Here is a 19,662-nt window from a genome sequence, read left to right as displayed (position 1 = left end):
ACCAGCGTCAGGGGCGGAGGAGGGAGCGCACCCGCGACGTGCCCAGCGCCTGGAACAGCGTGGGCAGCCGCGGACCGCGCTCCGCTGAGACCAGCAGCTGGTAGAGCAGCCTGAAGAAGCGCTTCTGGTCCGCCTTCACCTCGTCGGTGGGCGCGTCGTCGAGGCCGAGCCCCCGGGTCAGCTTCGGGACGCCGTAGATCAGCGCCGTCAGCTCGTCGGCGGACGGGTCGTCGGCGAGCCGGTCGAGGAGCTGGTCCAGCCACCGCTTCTCGTCCTCGTCGAGCGCCGCCAGCCGCTCGGTGTCCGGTGCGGTACGCACGATCGTGCGCTCCTCCTCCGGCACGAACTCCGTCGCCCAGGTCGCGGCCTTCACCAGCCGCGGCTCCAGGTCGTCGATGGACGCGCCGACGATCCGGCTGACCTGGTCGAGGTTGCCGGCGGTGACGTCGGCGACCGACGAGAGCAGCCGGAACGGCTGGACCACGCGCGGCGTCGGCAGCACGCCCGCGGCGGCGGTCGACGACGCGCGCTCGAAGGCGAGCACCTGCGCGTCCCGCTTGTCCGGGTTCGCCGCCTTGCGGCCCAGGGCGTCCCACTCGTCGTACAGGCGCACGACCTCGGCACCGAAGTCGATGTCGAAGGCTTGCTTGGGCTGGCGGCGCGCGTAGAGCCACCGCAGGATCGGCGCCTCCAGGATCTTCAGCGCGTCGGAGGCGGTCGGGACGCCGCCCGACGAGGACGACATCTTCTGCATGCCGGCGAAGCCCACGAAGGCGTACGCGACGTACGACGGAGCCCGGAAGCCGAAGACGCGCTTCACCAGCTCCTTGCCGACCGTGTACGACGACCCGGGCGTCGAGTGGTCGAGCCCGCCGGGCTCGAAGTCGACGCCCTCGTAGGCCCAGCGCATCGGCCAGTCGACCTTCCACACGAGCTTGCCCTCGTGCTGGGTCGCGACGTTGATGACGCCGGCGAACCCGCAGGAGGAGCAGGTGTAGGACAGGTCGGTGGTCTCGTCGTCCCAGGCGGTGACCTCGACGGTGTCGCGGCCGCACTCGCGGCAGTAGGGCTTGTAGGGGAACCGAGCCAGATCGCCCGCGCCCGCCGGGGTCTCGTCGGCATCGGCCACCGAGTCCTCGAGCGCGGCGGCCTCCTGCTCGGACTCCGCCTCGGGCTTCTTCGTGCGGTGCTTGGCCAGCACCTCCTCGATGAGGCCGCGGTTGCGGATCGCGTGCAGGACCTGCTCGGTGTAGGCGCCGGCGCGGTACTGCTCGGTCTGCGAGATCTCGACCATCTCCACGCCGAGCTCGGCGAGGGCCTCGCGCAGCGGAGCCTTGAAGTGCTCGGCCCACGACTCGTGGCACGCCCACGGGTCGGGTACGGCGGACAGCGGGCGACCGATGTGCTCGCTCCACGACGGGTCCACGCCGGCCGGAACCTTGCGGAACCGGTCGTAGTCGTCCCAGCTGTGCAGGTGTCGTACGGCGATCCCGCGGCGGCGGATCTCCTCCGCGACCAGGTGCGGGGTCAGGAACTCGCGCAGGTTGCCGAGGTGGATCGGCCCCGACGGGCTGGCGCCGGAGGCGCAGGTGATGACCCGGTCGCCACCGCCGGTCTCGCCGGCGTGGCGGACGGCGTCGTCGGCGGCGCGGGTCACCCAGTCGGTGGGCTCGCCCTGGTTGCTGCCTCGTGCCATGTCCGCTTCGTCTCCTGGGTCGTGCTGGTCGGCTGAGCGGATCACGCTACTAGGCAGCGCGCCGGAGAAGGGGGGTCAGGGGACCGGAACCGGCGTACCTTGCCCCCATGTCCCGTCCGGCCAGCACCCTGATGACCGCGCTCGGGTTCCCGCGCAGCGTCGACCGGCTCTACCACCGGGTGCTCGCCCAGTCGGGTCGTGAGCTCGTCTCGGTGGCGACCTCGCTGCTGATGACCCCCGAGGAGCTGGAGACCCAGCTGGCGCCCCTGCTGGAGCACGACATCGCGCGGATCGAGGAGTCACGGCTGTTCGTGGCGAACCCGGTCGAGGCGGTCGGCCGGATGCTCTCGGAGACGGCCGCGTCCGCCGCACGGGCGCACGCCCAGCTCGACGCGGTGGCCGCCTCGATCCCGTTCCTGACCGCCCCCGCCGCCAAGCCGAGACCGGGCGAGGTCACCGAGGTGCTGCCGATCGACGGCGAGATCAGCTCGGGCGGGCGGCCGGTCGAGCTGTTGAGCCGCCTGGTCGAGGCGAGCAAGGGCGACCTGCTGTGGCTGCGGCCCGACCAGTTCCAGAAGCCCCGCGAGGACGCGATGGCCGACGTCGTACGACGTGCGGTCGAGCAGGGGCGCCGCTCCCGGGCCATCTACCCGGTCCGTGCGCTGACCGACGCCCGCGAGACGCTCGTGCACCGCGCCGAGGCGGGGGAGGAGCTGCGGGTCCTGGCGGAGCTGCCGACGCGGATGTTCATCATCGGTACGACGCACGTCATCCTCCCGGAGCCGCTCGGCTTCGCCGACGAGCCGCGCTCCCTGACCCGCCAGCGGGGCCTGGTCGAGGCGCTGACGCTGTGGTTCGAGTCGATGTGGGACCGGGCCACGCCGGTCGTGGGGCTCGGCGACCCGGTCGCCCGGCCCGACCTGCGGCGCTTCCTGCTGCAGCAGCTCGCCAGCGGTGCCCAGGACGAGCAGATCGCCCGCCGGCTCGGGGTCAGCCTGCGCACCGTCCGCCGCCGGGTCGCCGACCTGCTCAGCGAGCTCGGCGCGGACAGCCGCTTCCAGGCTGGCGTCGAGGCCGCCCGCCGCGGCTGGCTGTGACAGCGGCCCGGGTCGCGGCTGCTGCTCGGCTCACGGGGTCTCGACGGGCGCTCAGGACTTCGTCCTTCGCTGCTCGACCACCGGGTGGGGGGCTGCCCCGGCGGTGGTTGAGGAGGTTGCGCAGCGGCCCCAACGGTGGTTGAGGAGGTTGCGCAGCAACCGTCTCGAAACCCGGTGAGCCGGCAGTCGGCCTCGGCCACTGCTGCTTCTCGGGTTTGCGGGGTCTCGACGGGCGCTCAGGACTTCGTCCTTCGCTGCTCGACCGCCGGGTGGGGCGGCCTGGGCGGTGGTTGAGGAGGTTGCGCAGCAACCGTCTCGAAACCCGGTGAGCCGACAGTCGGCCTCGGCCACTGCTGCTTTTCGGGTTTGCGGGGTCTCGACGGGCGCTCAGGACTTCGTCCTTCGCTGCTCGACCGCCGGGTCGACCACCGGGTCGACCACCGGCTCGACCAGCGGGACGGTCAGGGGCGGATCAGGGAGTACGCCGCGGGCTCGACGCGCCAGGTGCGGGAGCGCTCGGGGCCGTAGATCTCGCCGTCGGCGCTGCACCAGAACTCCTCGCCCCGGACCGAGACCGTGGAGCCGCGGCGCTCGATCACGTCGTCGCGCTCGGTGTGCGTCCCGCGGACGAGCTGGGCGACGTACCCGAACCGCGCCAGCGGGCCGATGGCCCGGGAGACCATCACGTCGACCTTGCCGTCGCCGGGGTCGGCGTCGGGGGTGAGCTCGGTGCCGCCGCCGACGGAGGAGCCGTTGCCGACGGCGACCATCAGCACCGGGCGGTCGAAGTCGGAGACGACCTCGCCGTCGACCTCGACCCGGACCCGCACGAACGGCGGCTTGACGGCGGCCAGCGCCGCCCCGATGGGGTAGCCCAGCTTGCCGAGGTTGGCCTTGCCGAAGCCGACGGCGTGCAGCCGCGTCTTCCAACGCGCACCGCGGCGGCTGGCCTGGGCGCCGGCGCCGGCGTGCACGCTGTTGACGACCACCTCGCCGACCTCGTCGACGATCAGGTCCATCGGCGCGACCTTCCCCTCGAGCACGACCCGCGCGGCGTCCTCGACGTCGAGCGGGATGCCGTTGCCCCGGGCGAAGTCGTTGCCGGTGCCGAGGGGCAGCAGGCCCAGCACCGTGCCGGCCAGGTCGTTGCGCCGGTGCAGCGCCGACACCACGGCGTGGAAGCTCCCGTCGCCGCCGGCGACCACGATCCGCCGCGATCCGGCCCGGGTCAGCGCGCCGTCGAGCTCGCCGGGGTTCGACGTACCGACCACCTCGACCGAGACCCGCTCGCGCAGCACGGAGAGTGCGCGCCCGAGCGTCTCCTCGTCGGAGGTCCCGGCGTCGCTGTTGGTGATGACGAGGAGGGGGTCCACGCGGCGGACCATATCCCGCGGCCCGTGAGGCCGCAGGTCCTTCGTTTGGTAGCGTGACGTCGCAAGAGCCCCGGTGCGCTGTTGCCGGGGTTTTTTTGTTTGTCCGAGACGAACACAGCGTGACTACCGCGTGAATGAGGAGTGCTCATGCCCGCCATCGCCATCATCGGAGCCCAGTGGGGTGACGAGGGGAAGGGCAAGGCGACCGACCTGCTCGGCAGCCGCGTCGACCACGTCGTGAAGTTCAACGGCGGCAACAACGCCGGCCACACGGTGGTCATCGACACCCCCGACGGCAAGCGGGAGAAGTACGCCCTGCACCTGCTGCCGAGCGGCATCCTGAGCCCCAACGTCGTGCCCGTGATCGGCAACGGCGTGGTGATCGACATCGAGGTGCTGTTCCAGGAGCTCGACGCGCTGGAGGCCCGCGGGGTCGACACCAGCCGCCTCAAGGTCAGCGCGAACGCCCACGTCATCGCCAGCTACAACCGGGCGCTCGACAAGGTCACCGAGCGCTTCCTCGGCAGCCGCCGCCTCGGGACGACCGGCCGTGGCATCGGCCCGACGTACGCCGACAAGATGAACCGGGTCGGCATCCGGGTCCAGGACATCTTCGACGAGAAGATCCTCACCCAGAAGGTCGAGGGCGTCCTGGAGCTGAAGAACCAGGTGCTCTCCAAGATCTACAACCGCCGTGCCGCCACCGTCGAGGCGGTCGTCGAGGAGCTCCTCGAGTACGCCGACCGCCTCCGTCCGATGGTCTGCGACACCGGGCTGTTCCTCAACCAGGCCCTCGACCGCGACGAAGTCGTCCTCCTCGAGGGCGGCCAGGCGACGCTGCTCGACGTCGACCACGGCACGTACCCCTTCGTGACCTCCTCGTCGGCCACCTCCGGCGGCGCCTGCACCGGCTCCGGCATCCCGCCGGCGCGCCTGGACCGGGTGATCGGCATCGTGAAGGCGTACACCACCCGCGTCGGCGAGGGTCCCTTCCCGACCGAGCTGTTCGACGACTTCGGCGCGCACCTCGCGAAGGTCGGCGCCGAGTACGGCACCACCACCGGCCGGCCGCGCCGTTGCGGCTGGTTCGACGCCGTGATCGCCCGGTACGCCGCCCGCGTCAACGGCGTCACCGACTACGTGCTCACCAAGCTCGACGTGCTGACCGGCCTGGAGCAGGTCCCGGTCTGCGTGGCGTACGACGTCAACGGCGTGCGTCACGACGAGATGCCGGTCAACCAGAGCGACTTCCACCACGCGACGCCGATCTACGAGTACTTCCCCGGCTGGTGGGAGGACATCAGCGAGGCGCGCACCTTCGAGGAGCTCCCGAAGAACGCGCAGGACTACGTCCTGGCCGTCGAGAAGATGTCGGGCGCCCGGATCTCGGTCGTCGGTGTCGGCCCCTCGCGGGCGGCGACCATCGTGCGCCACGAGCTGGTCTGAACCGGGTCCTCTAGGCTCTCAGCCCGTGAAGACGCTCGTGATCGGCACCGGTGGCCGCGAACACGCCCTCGCCCGTGCCCTCTCCCGCGACCCGGGGGTGAGCGAGGTGCACGCCGCACCCGGCAACCCCGGCATCGCCGCCGTGGCGACCCTGCACGACGTCGACCCGATGGACGGCGAGGCGGTCGCGGCGCTGGCCCTCGACCTCGGCGTCGACCTGGTGGTCGTGGGTCCCGAGGCGCCCCTGGTCGCCGGCGTCGCGGACGCCGTGACCACTCGCGGGATCCCGGTCTTCGGTCCGACCGCGTCGGCGGCCCGGCTGGAGGGCTCCAAGGCGTTCGCGAAGGACGTGATGGCCGCGGCCGGCGTACCCACCGCCGCCGCGCGCACCTGCACCACCCCCGAGCAGGTGGCGGCCGCCCTGGACGAGTACGGCGCGCCGTACGTCGTGAAGGACGACGGCCTGGCCGCCGGCAAGGGCGTCGTCGTCACCGACGACCGGCAGGCGGCGCTCGACCACGCGGCGCAGTGCGAGCGGGTGCTGGTCGAGGAGTACCTCGACGGTCCCGAGGTCTCGCTCTTCGCGATCACCGACGGCCGCACGGTCTACCCGCTGCAGCCGGCCCAGGACTTCAAGCGGATCTTCGACGGCGACGCCGGCCCGAACACCGGCGGCATGGGCGCCTACACGCCGCTCCCGTGGGCGCCCGACGGTCTCGTCGAGGAGGTCCTCGCGACGGTCCTGCAGCCGACCGTCGACGAGATGGCCCGCCGCGGCGCCCCGTTCGCGGGCCTGCTGTACGCCGGCCTCGCGCTCACCTCGCAGGGCGTGCGGGTGGTGGAGTTCAACGCCCGCTTCGGCGACCCCGAGACCCAGCCGCTGCTCGCGCTGCTCGACAGCCCGCTCAGCCCGCTGCTGCTCGGCGCTGCGACCGGCACCCTCGCCGAGGTCCCGCCGCCCGCGTGGAAGCCGGGCGCGGCCGTCGGCGTCGTCCTCGCCAGCAAGGGCTACCCGGAGACCGCCAGCAAGGGCGACGTCATCACCGGCGTCGACGCCGCCGAGGCCCTCTCCGGCGTCCACGTGATCCAGGCCGGCACGGCGCTCTCGGACGGCCACCTCGTCACCGCCGGCGGCCGCGTCCTCGCCGTCGTCGGCCGGGGCACGGACGTCGCCGCCGCCCGCGAGTCGGCGTACGCCGGGGTCGCGCGGATCGAGTTCCCCGGGGAGCAGCACCGGACGGACATCGCCGCGAACGTCTGAGGGACCGGCGACCGTCGCCCAACCGCCGCAATTGCAGCCGTTGGACAGGCCGGAGCGCCGTCAGTCTGCCCCAAGGCCGCAATTGCGGCCGTGGCGCAGCCCGCCCACGCCAGCCCGCACGGCGCGGACCGGGTGTGCCGTCATGGGAGAATCGACGATCGTGACCGTTCCCAACGTCCTCGCCACCCGGTACGCCGGAGCCGACCTCGCGGCCATCTGGTCGCCCGAGCACAAGATCGTCCTGGAGCGGCAGCTCTGGATCGCGGTGCTGAAGGCCCAGCGCGACCTCGGGATCGAGGTGCCGGACGGGGTCGTCGAGGCGTACGAGAAGGTCGTCGACCAGGTCGACCTGGCCAGCATCGCGGCGCGCGAGCGGATCACCCGGCACGACGTGAAGGCCCGGATCGAGGAGTTCGCGGACCTGGCCGGCCACGAGCACATCCACAAGGGGATGACCTCGCGCGACCTCACCGAGAACGTCGAGCAGCTGCAGATCAAGCAGTCCCTCGCGCTGCTCCGGGACCGCGCCGTCGCCACCCTGGCCCGCCTGGCGCGGCTCGCCGCCGAGCACGAGACCACCGTGATGGCCGGCCGCAGCCACAACGTCGCCGCGCAGGCGACGACCCTCGGCAAGCGCTTCGCGACCGTCGCCGACGAGATGCTGATCGCGCTGGAACGGATCGAGGACCTGCTCGGCCGCTACCCGCTGCGCGGCATCAAGGGCCCGATGGGCACCGCCCAGGACATGCTCGACCTGCTCGAGGGCGACGGCACGAAGCTGGCCGAGCTGGAGCAGCGGGTCGCCGCCCACCTCGGCTTCGACCGGGTGCTGACCAGCGTCGGCCAGGTCTACCCCCGCTCGCTCGACTACGACGTCGTCACCGCGCTCGCGCAGCTGGTCGCCGGTCCGTCCAACCTGGCCACGACGGTCCGGCTGATGGCCGGCAACGAGGTCGTCACCGAGGGCTTCAAGGAGGGCCAGGTCGGCTCCTCGGCGATGCCGCACAAGATGAACAGCCGCTCCTGCGAGCGGGTCAACGGCCTCGCGGTGGTCGTCCGCGGCTACGTCTCCATGGTCGGCGAGCTCGCCGGCGACCAGTGGAACGAGGGCGACGTCTCCGACTCGGTCGTACGCCGGGTCGCGCTGCCCGACGCGTTCTTCGCCACCGACGGGCTGTTCCAGACCTTCCTGACCGTGCTCGACGAGTTCGGTGCCTTCCCCGCGGTGATCCAGCGCGAGCTGGACCGCTACCTGCCGTTCCTGGCCACCACCAAGGTGCTGATGGCCGCGGTCCGCAACGGCGTCGGCCGCGAGTCCGCCCACGAGGCGATCAAGGAGGCCGCCGTCGGCACGGCCCTCGACATGCGCCAGGGGCAGGCGGAGAACGACGTCTTCGCCCGCCTCGCCGCCGACGACCGGCTCGGCCTGACCGCCGACCAGCTGGCCTCGCTCGTCTCCGAGCCGATCACCTTCACCGGCGCGGCCGTCGACCAGGTGCAGGCCGTCGTACGGCGGGTCGCGGACGTGACCGCTCGCTACCCCGAGGCGGCGGCGTACTCCCCGGGCGAGATCCTCTAGGTTCCTAGGTCGCAGCGCGGGTGGACTGACGCATCGCCCGCACCGCCATCGCCAGCGCCAGCAGCACCAGCCCGGCGCCGGTGAGCAGGGCGGCGCGGAGGGCGGTGTCGGTGGACATCGAGTCGGCGGTGACCTGGTAGACGGTGACGAGCAGGGCGGCCCCGATCGAGGCGCCGATCCGCTGACCGGTCTGCAGGGCGCCGCCGGCGGCGCCGCCCATCCGGGGCGGGACCTCGGCGAGGGTGAGCGTCAGGTTCGGGGAGACCACCGCGCCGGCGCCGAGTCCGGTGAGCAGCAGGGTCGGCAGCAGCCAGGGCCAGATGGGGTCGCGTCCGGGCGCGAGCAGGGCGACCAGGACGACGCCGATGATCATCACCGCGAGCGCGCCGACGGTCAGCCGGCGGCCCGCGTCCGAGACGAACCGGCCGGCCAGCGGCGCGCTGATCGCCGATCCGACCGCGAACGGCATGATCGCCAGGCCTGCCTGCAGCGCCGTGAGCCCGAGCGACTCCTGCAGGTGGATCGAGATCACCAGCAGCAACCCGGTGAAGCCGGTGAAGTACAGCGCGCCGATCGCCAGCCCGTTGAGGTAGCCGGGCAGCGTCCGCAGCAGCCGGAGGTCCAGCAGCGGCGGGTGGCCGCGGCTCGTCGTACGACGCTCCCACGCGACGAACGCCCAGCCGAACAGCGGGACGCCGACGAGCAGCAGCAGCGGCAGCCGCTCCCCACCCTCGACCGAGACGACGGGGTAGAGCAGGCAGAGCACGCACAGCCCCAGCAGCACCGCGCCGGGTACGTCGATCCGGTGGTCGGCCGGCTCCGGGTCGGGCCGCCGCTTCGGGACCATCCGCAGCACGGCGAGGGCCGCCACCAGCCCGATCGGCACGTTGATGAGGAACAGCCAGCGCCAGCCGTCCTCCTCGCCCGCGAGCGCGATGATCAGCCCGCCGATCACCGGACCGGTCGCCGACGCCACCGAGACGGTGAGCCCGAAGAGCCCGAACGCACGCGCGCGCTCCCGGCCCCGGAAGAGCTGCTGGATCAGGCCGGAGTTCTGCGGGGTGAGCAGGCCGGCGAAGGCCCCCTGCAGCAGCCGTGCGAGGACCACGAGGGCGGCGTTCGGAGCCAGGCCGACCGCCGCGCTGGCCAGCGTGAAGCCGGCCAGGCCGATCAGCATCATCCGGCGGCGGCCGTAGGCGTCCCCGAGCCGGCCGCCCGCGACCAGCGTCAGCCCGAAGGCCAACGTGTAGCCCGAGACCACCCACTGGATCGTCGCGGCCGAGGTGTGCAGACCCTCGCGCATCGACGGGATCGCCACGTTGACGATCGAGACGTCGAGCAGGGACATGAAGCCGACGACGAGCGAGACGCAGAGGATCCGCCACCGTCGTGGATGGGGCCGGTACGCCGGGTCCGACGACTGCCGGGGTCGGTCGTCGACGACGTGCTCGCTCACCCGACCGTTGTACCCCGATCCCCGGGACGCATCGGACGGCCGTCTCGAAAGCAGCGGGCCGGCCGCGTGATGATGGGGACATGACCACCGCCGTCGACGTCCTCGTGACCGGCCGGGTGCAGGGCGTCTCGTTCCGGATGTACACCGAGGCCGAGGCCCGCCGGCTCGGCGTGACCGGGTGGGTCCGCAACGAGCCGGACGGCTCGGTCGCGGGCCACTTCGAGGGTGACGAGGACGCCGTGCGCGAACTGGTCGCGTGGTGCCGCAGCGGGCCGTCGTACGCCCGGGTGAGCGGCGTCGACGTCCGGGCCGGCGACGTGACCGGCGCGCCCCGGTTCGAGGTGCGCTGATGGGCGAGCCCGTGACCGTCGCGATCACCCGCCACCTCGAGCCGGGACACGATCCCGAGATGCTCAGCTGGCTGCAGGCGGGGACCACGCTCGCCCAGCAGTTCCCCGGGTTCCTCGGCTCCGGCTGGGTGCGCCCCGAGGCCGGGTCGACCGAGTGGCACATGCTCTACCGGTTCGCCGACCACGACTCCCTGCTCGCCTGGGAGCAGTCGCACGAACGGCAGTGGTGGCGCTCCTCGGCGACCGGCCTGGGGATCGTCGAGTCCCGGGTCGAGCGGCGGACCGGCATCGAGGGCTGGTTCGACCCGCCGGCCACCCGCGACGTCGAGGACCTCCGCCCGGTCCCGCCCGCGCCGCCGCGCTGGAAGCAGGCGAGCGTGATCTTCCTGGTCTTCTTCCCGCTCAGCCTGGTGGTCAACGTGCTCACCAGCCGGCTGATCCCCGACTGGCCGCTGCCGCTGCGCGTCTTCGTGACGATCGCGGTGATGACGCCGGTGATGACGTACGCCGCGCTGCCGTGGATCACCCGGCGGATGGAGTGGTGGCTGCACGGCCGCCCGGCCCCGTGGCGCCGGCCGCGCTAGATGCAGCGAGGACTAGGCCCGCGCGTGCCCGCCCCAGTTGGCGAGCTTGGTCCCCACGGTGTGCAGGTCGGCGCGCCAGACGTCCTCGGGTCCGGGCGGGAGCACGGCGTCCCACTCCACGGCGTACGAACCGAGCACCTGGCCGAGCCGGGCGGTCCGGGCGAAGAACCAGAGGTGGAAGTGCGCGCTGCCGTCGCCCCAGCGGTCGACGTGCACGCGGCCGATGTTCGGGAGGCTGCCGACGATCCGGGTCAGCCGGACGGTGATCCGGCCCAGCTCGGAGGCGAGGTCGTCCCCGAGGTCGGACATGTCGAGGTGCTCACGCGTGTGCAGCACGACGACCAGCGGCAGCCCGGACGGGGCGCCCTGGTGGGTCAGCACCCAGCGCTCGTCCTCCCACACCACCCGGTCGGGGTCGAAGCCCCGGCAGCTCCCGCACGGCTTCTCGTCCGACTCGCCCCAGCGCGGCGGCTCGTCCGCCGGCTCCTGGAGGACCTTCGGCACGACCCGGTCGCTCACCGCCTCCCAGGGGAACACGTCCCACTCGCCCAGGGAGGGCAGCGGCAGACGTCCGCCCTCCCCGACCGCGGCGACGACCCGGGCGTAGACCTCTTCCGCTGACTCAGCCACGAGGCCAGGGTCGCAGGTCGGCAGCCGCCGGCCAACGAGCAGCCGGTGGTCCTCACCGGCGCACCCGCACGCGCACGGTCGCCCAGGGACCCTGCCCGGCCAGGTTCACCGCGGCCACGCGGAGCGTCGCCCGTCCCACGGCGAGCTTCCGGACGGTGGCGGTGAGCCTGGCGCCCCGGCCGTCCGCGACGGTACGCCACCGGTTGCCGACCCGCCGTTGGACGACGTAGTCGGTCACCCGCGCGCCTCCGGTCGCGGCCGGGACCTTCCAGGCGAGCCGGACCTGGCCATGACCGCGGGACGCGTCGGCCCGCAGCCCGCGCGGCGCGCTCGGCCGGGTGACCGGCTTGACGGGGGAGTCCGGCACGACGCGGACCTCGGCGCTCCAGGCACCGGTGCCGGCGTCGCTCACCGCCGCCACCCGGAAGCGGTACGCCGCCCCGCCCGTGAGTCCGCTGACGACCAGCTGCGGTGCCGTCACCCGGCCGACGGCCGTCCACGGTCCGCCCTCGCGGGACTGCTGGACGACGTACCCGGTGAGCGGCGCGCTGCCGGCCTCGGCGGGGGCGCGCCACGTCAGGGACGCCTTCCCGACCCCGGCCCCGGCGGTGAGGCCGAGGGGTGCCGAGGGGGCGACGACCGGCTCGGGCACCGTGGCGCTCGCGACCGGGCTCCACGGTCCCTGGCCGATCTCGTTCACGGCCGCGACGCGGTAGTGGTGGGTGCTGCCCGCGTCCAGGCCGGTCAGGGTGTGGGTGAGCGCGTCGCCCTCCTCGTCGGCGACCGGCTCCCACGGCCCCGTGGTCGCGTCGGCGCGCTCGACGACGTAGTCGGTCACGGCCGGGCCGCCCGGGTGCTCGGGTGCGGTCCACGCGAGGGCCACGGTGCCGTCGGCGGTCGCCGTGGCGGTCGGGGTCCGCGGTGCGGTCGGGGCGCTGTCCGGCACCACCGCGCTCGCGGGCTCGCTCCACGGTCCCTGCCCGCCCTGGGTCAGCGCGGCCACCCGGAACTCCTGGGTGGTGGCGCCCGGCAGGCCCGCGACCGTCCGACTCGTCTCGTCGTCCTCGTCGTCGGACGTGGTCCACTCGCCGCCGTCCACGCGGTGCTGGACCAGGTAGGCCGCGACCCGCCCGCCGGCGAGGTCGTCCGGCTCGGACCAGCCCAGCCCGACGCTGCCCGGTCCGTCCGGCTCGGCCGTCAGACCGGTCGGCGCGGACGGCACGCCGATCACGACCTCCTCGACCGGCTCCGTCCACGGCCCCCGGCCGTGCTCGTTGACGGCGGCGACCCGGAAGGCGTACCGCCGCCCGACCGTGAGGTCGCTGATGACGGCGCCGGTCGTCGACGCCACGGGTTCGGTGGCCGTCGTCCACGGGCCGGCCTCGTCGTCCGTGACGAGGGCGTGCTCGACGACGTAGTCGGTCAGCGCGGCGCCGCCGTCGTGCTCGGGCGCCGTCCACGTCAGCCGGACGCTCGCGCCGGGAGCGGGCGCGGAGTCCACCGAGCGGGGGACCGCCGGCGGTCCGGGCGCCACCGCGATGTCGTGGTGCAGGTGCTCGTCCTCGCCGATCGTGAACTCGAGGGTCTCCGGAACGCTGGCCTCGAGGCCGTCGGGCAGCGTCACCGTGTGCTCGCCGGGAGCGAGGTACGGCCGGTCGTAGCTCCCGCGCTCGTCCACCTCGGGGGTCTCGGGCAGGTCGCGCGAGGTGCCTCCGCAGGACTCCCCGGCGGGTCCCTGCATGCAGTAGACGATGCGCGGCAGGCCGGGCTCGCCCGCGTCCCGCGTGCCGTCGCGGTCACGGTCGACGAAGACCGTCCCGGTCGCGAGGCCGTCGGGTCCGTCGACACCGAACAGCACGTCGTACGTGGAGTCGGCCGCGACGTCGACGGTGGTGGAGGTGCCGGCGGTCACCTGCCAGCCCGGACCCGGGCCGATGGGCCGCAGCGTGTGCCGGCCCGGGGGCACCTTCTCGAAGCTCCAGATCCCGTCGTCCTCCGGGTAGGCGCAGCGCTCGGACCGGTAGCCGAAGCCGTACTGCAGGCAGATCGTGCCGCGGTGGGTCGGCTCCCCGGCGTCGCGCGCGCCGTCGGCGTCGTCGTCGCGGAACAGGACGCCGTTCAGGGTGCTCGTGCCCTGCACGACGCCGATGTCGTACCGGACCCTCTCGCGGGAGGCGAGGACCACGGGTCGCGTCACCGACGTCAGGTGCCAGTCGCTCGGCATCATGGAGGTGGCGATCTCGTAGTGCCCGGGGGCGCGGTCGCCGAGCTCGTAGCGCCCGTCCTGGTCGGACCAGGCCGCCGCCAGGGTGCAGGCGCGCGACATGTGGGGACGGGCCCAGCACTGGATGGCGGTGTGGCCGTAGCCGGGCTCGCCCTCGTCGCGCACGCCGTCGAGGTCGCCGTCGACGAAGACGGTCCCGTACACGCTGGCGCTCCCGGTCTGCCCCAGCTGCCCCGGTCTGACCCCGAAGTCCACCCGGCCGACGCCCCGGCCGTCGACGACCTCGACCAGGTACGGCTGGTTGTCGCGCGGCGCGCTCTGGACGGTCCGCTGGATCTCCTCGTCGACCACGGCGAACGAGGCCCAGTAGGTCCCGTCCGGGACGTCGTGCGCGTCCCACGCGCCGGTGGCGTCGTCGGACCACTCGAACTTCTCGGTCTCGCCGTCGACCCGGATCAGGGTCACCGAGTAGCCCCAGCCCGTGGTGACGACCGCCGGACCCTCGCCCTCGTCGCGCCGGCCGTTGTCGTTCGCGTCGAGGTAGACGGTCCCGCTGACCTCGGGCACGTCCAGGACCGTGGTGTCCGCGGTGACGAAGGTCCGGGTCGGGCCCGTGGTGCTCACGCCCCCGATCCCGTTGCGCGCCTCGACGCGCACGTCGTACGACGTATCGGCGTCCAGCCCGGTCAGCCGGTGGGTCCGGGTCTCCCCGTCGGTGGTGGCGACCTGGGTGCCGTCGACCAGGATCCGGTACTGGGCGATGCCGTCCTCGTCGTCCGCCGCCGCCCAGCGCAGCCGCGCCGTCGAGTTGGTGATCCGGTCGGCCCCGACCCACCGGTCCGGCCAGGTCGGCAGGCCGGCGGCGGTGCGCGTCTGCACGGTGGGGCCGCCGGTGCTCCAGTTGCCCGCCGCGTCGCCCGCCTCGACCCGGAACGTGTACGCCGTGTCCGCGGCCAGCCCGGTGACCTTCAGTGTCCGCTCGGTGACCGTGTCGACGAGGGTCGCCCCGCGGTAGACCCGGTAGCCCGTGACGGCCCGGTCGTCGGAAGCGGCGGACCAGTTCAGGGTGAGCGAGCGTCGTCCGACCTGGTCGGCCGTCAGGGTCGTGCTCGACGGCCAGGTCGGTGCCTCCTCGTCGGGGCAGTCGTTCGGCGGGTTGGGGGCCAGCACGTGCGAGGTGCCGCCGATGGTCGCGAGGTGGCCGTTCGGCGCGGCCGAGAAGGCGATCCCGGAGACCGGGTCGGTCCGGGTGGCGTCGACGTCGCCGCTGGCCGTGTCGACCAGGCGGGTGCGCATCTGGCCGGCGCCGGTCTGCTCGACGACCGCGAGCTTGGTGCCGCAGGGGCTGAAGTGCCAGTGCCCGGTGCCGGACATCGTCGCCGACCAGGTGCGCTCCTCGGCGTCGAGGTCGACGAGGGTGAGCTGGGCCTGCTGGGCCGCGCTGGTGTGGGCGTGGAAGAACCGTCCCTCGTCCGGCGAGAAGCCCCAGCCCGCCTCGCCGAACCGCTGGCCCGCCGGCGCCACGAAGAAGGAGAACGTCGTCGTGTACGCCGCGTCGCCGCTGGTCGCGCCGACGATCTCGATGCGCGCCTGGTTCGTGGTGTTGGTGACCATCGAGGTCAGGCTCAGCCAGCGACCGCCCGAGGAGAACGCGATCCGGGCGTCACCGGTCGTGACGGTCCGCGTCAGCACCGGGGTGCCGGGCCGCGAGCTCGCGAGGTCGTACATCGCGACCTCCAGGTTCGGCGCGTTCACGCGCCAGGTCACCAGGCGGTCCTGGTCCGGGCTGAAGCCCCAGTTGGTGTGCGAGGTGTGGACCGTCGTCACCGTGCCGCCGGTCGTCCGGCGGACGGCGAGGCTGACCGACGGGAACGTGCCACCGGCCTCGATCCGGTACTTGGCCTCGGAGGAGGCCGACGACCCGTCGCCGCCGACGTACGGCTGCCTCAGCCCGCCGGGCTCCTCGTACGGGCCGGTCTCGGCGCAGCCGCAGTCGGGCGCGGCCGCCGCTGCCGGGGCCGCCCCGGCGGGACCGGGCGGCCCGCCCAGGATCAGGCCGAGGAGGAGGGCGGCGAGGGCGAGGAGCGAGGACCACGTACGACGGCTGAGCATGCACCGGAGGCTGGTGCGCCCGGCGTCCTGAGGATCAGGGCGCGGCGTCCCGTGTGCCCGGGAGGATTCCTGTCGGAGCGCCGATCTAGGCTGACGCCGTGGCCGACCTGAACATCCCCGCCGCCCCCGCGATCCCCGGAGCGCAGCACCTGCACTCCGGCAAGGTGCGCGACCTCTACGTGCTCGACTCCGGTGACCTGCTGATGGTCGCCAGCGACCGGATCTCCGCGTACGACTTCGTCCTCGACACGACGATCCCCGACAAGGGCGAGATCCTGACCCGGATGTCGCTGTGGTGGTTCGACCAGCTGCGCGACGTCGTCGACAACCACGTGGTCTCCACCGACGTCCCCGACGCCGTGCGCGGCCGGGCGGTGGTCTGCGAGCGGCTGGAGATGTTCCCGGTCGAGTGCGTGGCCCGCGGCTACCTCACCGGCTCCGGCCTGCGCGAGTACGACGAGTCCGGCGAGGTCTGCGGCATCGCGCTGCCCGGCGGCCTGGTCGACGGGAGCCGGCTCCCGGAGGCGATCTTCACGCCCGCCACCAAGGCCGCGGTCGGCGACCACGACGAGAACGTCTCCTTCGACGCCGTCGTCGCGGAGGTCGGCGCGGACGCGGCCGAGCGGCTGCGCGACCTGACCCTCACCGTCTACTCCCGCGCCGAGGACCTCGCGCGCGAGCGCGGCATCATCCTCGCCGACACGAAGTTCGAGTTCGGGCGTCGCGCCGACGGCACCACCGTGCTCGCCGACGAGGTGCTGACCCCCGACTCCTCGCGCTTCTGGCCGCTCGACCGGTGGGCGCCCGGCGCTCCGCAGCCGTCCTTCGACAAGGACGTCGTGCGCGGCTGGCTGACCTCGCCGGAGTCCGGCTGGGACCGCACCTCGGGCGAGGCGCCGCCGGTCCTGCCCGCCGAGGTCGTCGAGCGCACCCGCGCCCGCTACGTCGAGGCCTACGAGCTGCTCACCGGCCTGTCGTTCTGATGACGTACGTCGCGGCGCCGGCCGAGGTGGTCTTCGACTACCTGGTCGAGCCGCGGAACCGGCCCGCGTGGCAGTCCAGCCTGACGCGGGTCGAGGACGTCGCGCCCGGACCGGCCGTGGGTCAGACCTGGGTCGACGTCACCGTCCCGGGCCTGCGGCCGCAGATGCGGACCACCGAGCTCGACCGTCCGCACCGCTGGACCGAGCGCGGCACCTGGCGGGGATTCTCGGCCGAGCTCACGCTCGAGCTCGCGCCGGCTCCCGGCGGTTGCGTGGTCGAGCCCACGATGACCCTGCGCGCCGCCGGCCCGGCCCGCCCGCTCGCGCTCCTGCTCTCCGTCCTCGCGCCGTACGCCGTCCGCGCCGACCTGCGCCGCGCCGCCCGACTCCTCGAGGGACGCTCCTGACCGCACCCGCCGGGTGAGCACCAGGGCGAGGACCACGAGGGCGGCGCCGGCGACCGCGTCGACCAGGTAGTGGTTGCCGGTCACCACCACGGTGACCGTCGTCAGCACGGGGTGCAGCAGCCACAGCCAGCGCCACCGGCTGCGCAGCGTCGCGACGAGCACGATCGCGACCAGCAGCGCCCAGCCGACGTGCAGGCTCGGCAGGGCGGCGTACTCGTTGGCGATGGCGGCGACCGGGGAGCCGTCGTACACGCTCGCGCCGGCCTGCTGCCCGGTGTCGATGGTGCCGGACGCCGCGAGCAGCCGGGGCGGGGTGACGGGCACCAGCAGGTGGATGACCATGGCGGCGCCGGTCGCGAGCACCAGCGCCCACTTGGTCCAGCGGTACGCCGCCCGGTCGCGGCGCCACAGCCACAGCAGCACGCCGATCGTCACCGGGAAGTGCAGCAGGTAGTAGCGGTCCGCGAGGCCGACCAGGTGGTGCACGTCGAGCGCGGCCCCCTGCAGGACGGCCTCGGAGGGCAGCCGCAGAGCGTGCTGGAGGTCGAGGATGCGGTGCGCGTTGTCGTCGGCCGAGGAGACCCGGCCGGTCGCCAGCAACCGGCCGAGGTTGTAGGCGCCCATCAGGACCAGCACCGACGCGAGCTCGACCACCGCGGCGGGTACGGGGCGGGAGCGGGGGAGGACGGTCGACCAGGCCATACCGACACCGTGGCCGGACGCGCGCCCGGGCGCATCCGGACCGACCCCGAGACGCCCCGGGTCGCACCCCGAGACCCCATCGGGGGAGCGCGTAGGTTTGGCCATACCCGATCGTGATGGAGGTCACCCGTGAGCTTCAACCTCTCGAGCCTGCTGGAAGGGAGCGCCGCGCGGTACCCCGAGCGCGAGGCGATCGTCTTCGGCGACACCCGGCTCACCTACGCGCAGGTCGACGGTGCCGCCAACCTGGTGGCCAACCTGCTGACCTCCCGTGGCATCGGCCGCGGGGACAAGGTCGCGCTGAGCTGCCCGAACCTGCCGTACTTCTCCATCGTCTACTTCGGCATCCTGAAGGCCGGGGCGGCCGTCGTACCGCTGAACGTGCTGCTGAAGGGCCGCGAGGTGGCCTACCACCTCGGCGACTCGGACGCGAAGGCCTACGTCTGCTTCCAGGGCACCCCCGAGCTGCCCATCGGCGAGGAGGGGTACGCCGGCTTCCGCGACGCCCCCGGCTGCGAGCACTTCTTCGTGATCACCGCGGACCCGGCGGCGCCGTCCCCGATCGAGGGCACCGAGACGCTGATGCAGGCCGCGGCCGGTCAGCCGGGGACCTTCGAGAGCGTGGCCACCGACGAGGACGACACCGCCGTGGTCCTCTACACCTCCGGCACCACCGGCCAGCCCAAGGGCGCCGAGCTGCGGCACCGCAACATGCGCGACAACGCGCTGGCCAGCAAGGAGCTCTTCGGTGCGGACCCGGAGTCGCCGGACACCTACCTGTGCGTGCTCCCGCTCTTCCACTCCTTCGGCCAGACGGTCATCCAGAACGGCGCGTTCGCCTTCGGCGGCACCGTCGTGATGCTGCCGCGCTTCGAGGCCCGGCCGGCGCTGGAGCTGATGCTGAAGGAGCGCGTGACGTTCTTCGCGGGCGTGCCGACCATGTACTGGGGCCTGCTCGGCGCGCTCACCCCCGAGGTCGACGTCGAGACCATCGCGCGCAACCTCCGGGTCGCGGTCTCCGGCGGTGCCGCGCTGCCGGTGGAGGTGCACCACGACTTCGAGCGCCGCTTCGGCGTCACGATCCTGGAGGGGTACGGCCTCTCCGAGACCTCACCCGTCGCGTCGTTCTCCGTGTACGGCGAGCCGGTGCGCGTCGGCTCGATCGGGCTCCCGATCCCCGGGGTCGAGATGGCCCTGCTCCAGCAGGACGGCTGGGAGGAGGTCGAGTGGAGCCCCGACGCGATCGGCGAGATCGCGATCCGCGGCCACAACATCATGAAGGGCTACTACGGCCGGCCCGAGGCGACCGCCGAGGTGATCCGCGACGGCTGGTTCCGCTCCGGCGACCTGGGTCGCCGCGACGAGGACGGCTGGTACTACATCGTCGATCGCTCGAAGGACATGATCATCCGCGGCGGCTACAACGTGTACCCGCGCGAGATCGAGGAGGTCCTGCTCACCCACCCCGCGGTCTCGCTGGCCGCCGTGGTCGGCGTACCCCACGAGAGCCACGGCGAGGAGATCAAGGCGTACGTCATCCTCGCCGACGGCGCCTCCATCGCCCCCGCGGAGCTGGTCGCGTGGGGGAAGGAGCAGATGGCGGCGTACAAGTACCCCCGCCTGGTCCAGATCGTCCCCGAGCTCCCCATGACCGCCACCGGCAAGATCCTCAAGCGCGAGCTCACCTGACCCCGTTGGTCGAGCAGCGAAGGACGGAGTCCTGAGCGACCGTCGAGACCCCCGCTCCCGGCCGGCGACCGAG

14 protein-coding genes and 1 pseudogene are annotated in these 19,662 nt (G+C 73.3%); 9 read left to right on the top strand and 6 right to left on the bottom strand.

The window, feature by feature from the left end; all coding sequences use genetic code 11:
- Positions 1-7: 7 nt before the first annotated feature.
- Positions 8-1,696, bottom strand: a complete 1,689-nt coding sequence (gene lysS / locus VMF51_RS12155) for a lysine--tRNA ligase (RefSeq protein ID WP_325474699.1) — start codon at positions 1,694-1,696, stop codon at positions 8-10.
- Between the two features lie 107 nt (positions 1,697-1,803).
- Between lysS and VMF51_RS12150 the strand changes: the two genes are divergently transcribed.
- Positions 1,804-2,793: a helix-turn-helix transcriptional regulator gene (locus tag VMF51_RS12150; protein WP_325474698.1), complete on the top strand. Its 990-nt coding sequence runs from the start codon at positions 1,804-1,806 to the stop codon at positions 2,791-2,793.
- A 461-nt stretch (positions 2,794-3,254) separates the two neighbouring features.
- Here VMF51_RS12150 and VMF51_RS12145 read toward each other — a convergent pair whose 3' ends face one another.
- Positions 3,255-4,166: a diacylglycerol/lipid kinase family protein gene (locus VMF51_RS12145; RefSeq protein WP_325474697.1), complete on the bottom strand. Its 912-nt coding sequence runs from the start codon at positions 4,164-4,166 to the stop codon at positions 3,255-3,257.
- 147 nt (positions 4,167-4,313) lie between these two features.
- On the opposite strand from VMF51_RS12145, the gene VMF51_RS12140 reads away from it, so the two are divergent.
- The 3 genes from VMF51_RS12140 (at position 4,314) to purB (ending at position 8,452) form a co-directional block, all read left to right on the top strand.
- Entirely contained in the window at positions 4,314-5,612 is a 1,299-nt protein-coding gene (locus VMF51_RS12140) for an adenylosuccinate synthase (RefSeq protein ID WP_325474696.1), read from the top strand.
- Positions 5,613-5,637: 25 nt separating this feature from the next.
- Entirely contained in the window at positions 5,638-6,873 is a 1,236-nt protein-coding gene (purD, locus tag VMF51_RS12135; RefSeq protein ID WP_325474695.1) for a phosphoribosylamine--glycine ligase, read from the top strand.
- Positions 6,874-7,033: 160 nt separating this feature from the next.
- Positions 7,034-8,452: an adenylosuccinate lyase gene (gene purB / locus VMF51_RS12130; protein ID WP_414689463.1), complete on the top strand. Its 1,419-nt coding sequence runs from the start codon at positions 7,034-7,036 to the stop codon at positions 8,450-8,452.
- A 4-nt stretch (positions 8,453-8,456) separates the two neighbouring features.
- On the opposite strand, the gene VMF51_RS12125 is transcribed toward purB, so the two are convergent.
- Positions 8,457-9,908 carry an MFS transporter gene (locus tag VMF51_RS12125; RefSeq protein ID WP_325474693.1) on the bottom strand — a complete coding sequence of 484 codons (1,452 nt, stop codon included), beginning with the start codon at positions 9,906-9,908 and terminating at the stop codon, positions 8,457-8,459.
- Positions 9,909-9,988: 80 nt separating this feature from the next.
- Here VMF51_RS12125 and VMF51_RS12120 point away from each other — a divergent pair, with 80 nt between their 5' ends.
- Both VMF51_RS12120 and VMF51_RS12115 read left to right on the top strand, forming a co-directional pair.
- Positions 9,989-10,258: an acylphosphatase gene (locus tag VMF51_RS12120; RefSeq protein ID WP_325474692.1), complete on the top strand. Its 270-nt coding sequence runs from the start codon at positions 9,989-9,991 to the stop codon at positions 10,256-10,258.
- Positions 10,258-10,842 (top strand): antibiotic biosynthesis monooxygenase, encoded by a 585-nt coding sequence (locus VMF51_RS12115; RefSeq protein WP_325474691.1) that lies wholly within the window; start codon positions 10,258-10,260, stop codon positions 10,840-10,842. The genes VMF51_RS12120 and VMF51_RS12115 overlap by 1 nt, the downstream gene beginning before the upstream one ends.
- A gap of 12 nt (positions 10,843-10,854) precedes the next feature.
- Here the strand turns inward: VMF51_RS12115 and VMF51_RS12110 are convergent, their stop codons facing one another.
- Entirely contained in the window at positions 10,855-11,472 is a 618-nt protein-coding gene (locus VMF51_RS12110; RefSeq protein ID WP_325474690.1) for a hypothetical protein, read from the bottom strand.
- A 52-nt stretch (positions 11,473-11,524) separates the two neighbouring features.
- Complete coding sequence (locus VMF51_RS12105; RefSeq protein ID WP_325474689.1) at positions 11,525-15,808, bottom strand: fibronectin type III domain-containing protein; 4,284 nt, start codon at positions 15,806-15,808, stop codon at positions 11,525-11,527.
- A 98-nt stretch (positions 15,809-15,906) separates the two neighbouring features.
- On the opposite strand from VMF51_RS12105, the gene VMF51_RS12100 reads away from it, so the two are divergent.
- Both VMF51_RS12100 and VMF51_RS25880 read left to right on the top strand, forming a co-directional pair.
- Positions 15,907-16,791: a phosphoribosylaminoimidazolesuccinocarboxamide synthase gene (locus VMF51_RS12100; RefSeq protein WP_325474688.1), complete on the top strand. Its 885-nt coding sequence runs from the start codon at positions 15,907-15,909 to the stop codon at positions 16,789-16,791.
- The gene (locus tag VMF51_RS25880; protein WP_414689464.1) at positions 16,791-17,198 is read left to right on the top strand and encodes an SRPBCC family protein; all 408 of its coding nucleotides are present in this window, start codon (positions 16,791-16,793) and stop codon (positions 17,196-17,198) included. Before VMF51_RS12100 ends, VMF51_RS25880 begins: the two co-directional genes overlap by 1 nt.
- A gap of 30 nt (positions 17,199-17,228) precedes the next feature.
- Here the strand turns inward: VMF51_RS25880 and VMF51_RS25875 are convergent.
- A pseudogene (locus tag VMF51_RS25875) lies at positions 17,229-17,822 on the bottom strand (phosphatase PAP2 family protein); the annotation flags it as partial.
- A 207-nt stretch (positions 17,823-18,029) separates the two neighbouring features.
- On the opposite strand from VMF51_RS25875, the gene VMF51_RS12090 reads away from it, so the two are divergent.
- Complete coding sequence (locus VMF51_RS12090; RefSeq protein WP_325474686.1) at positions 18,030-19,589, top strand: long-chain fatty acid--CoA ligase; 1,560 nt, start codon at positions 18,030-18,032, stop codon at positions 19,587-19,589.
- The last annotated feature ends 73 nt before the right edge of the window (positions 19,590-19,662 follow it).

Source organism: Nocardioides sp., assembly GCF_035503875.1.
Lineage (GTDB): Bacteria > Actinomycetota > Actinomycetes > Propionibacteriales > Nocardioidaceae > Nocardioides.
Note: the sequence above shows the minus strand (reverse complement) of the source record. Positions and strands in the feature narration are given on the sequence as shown.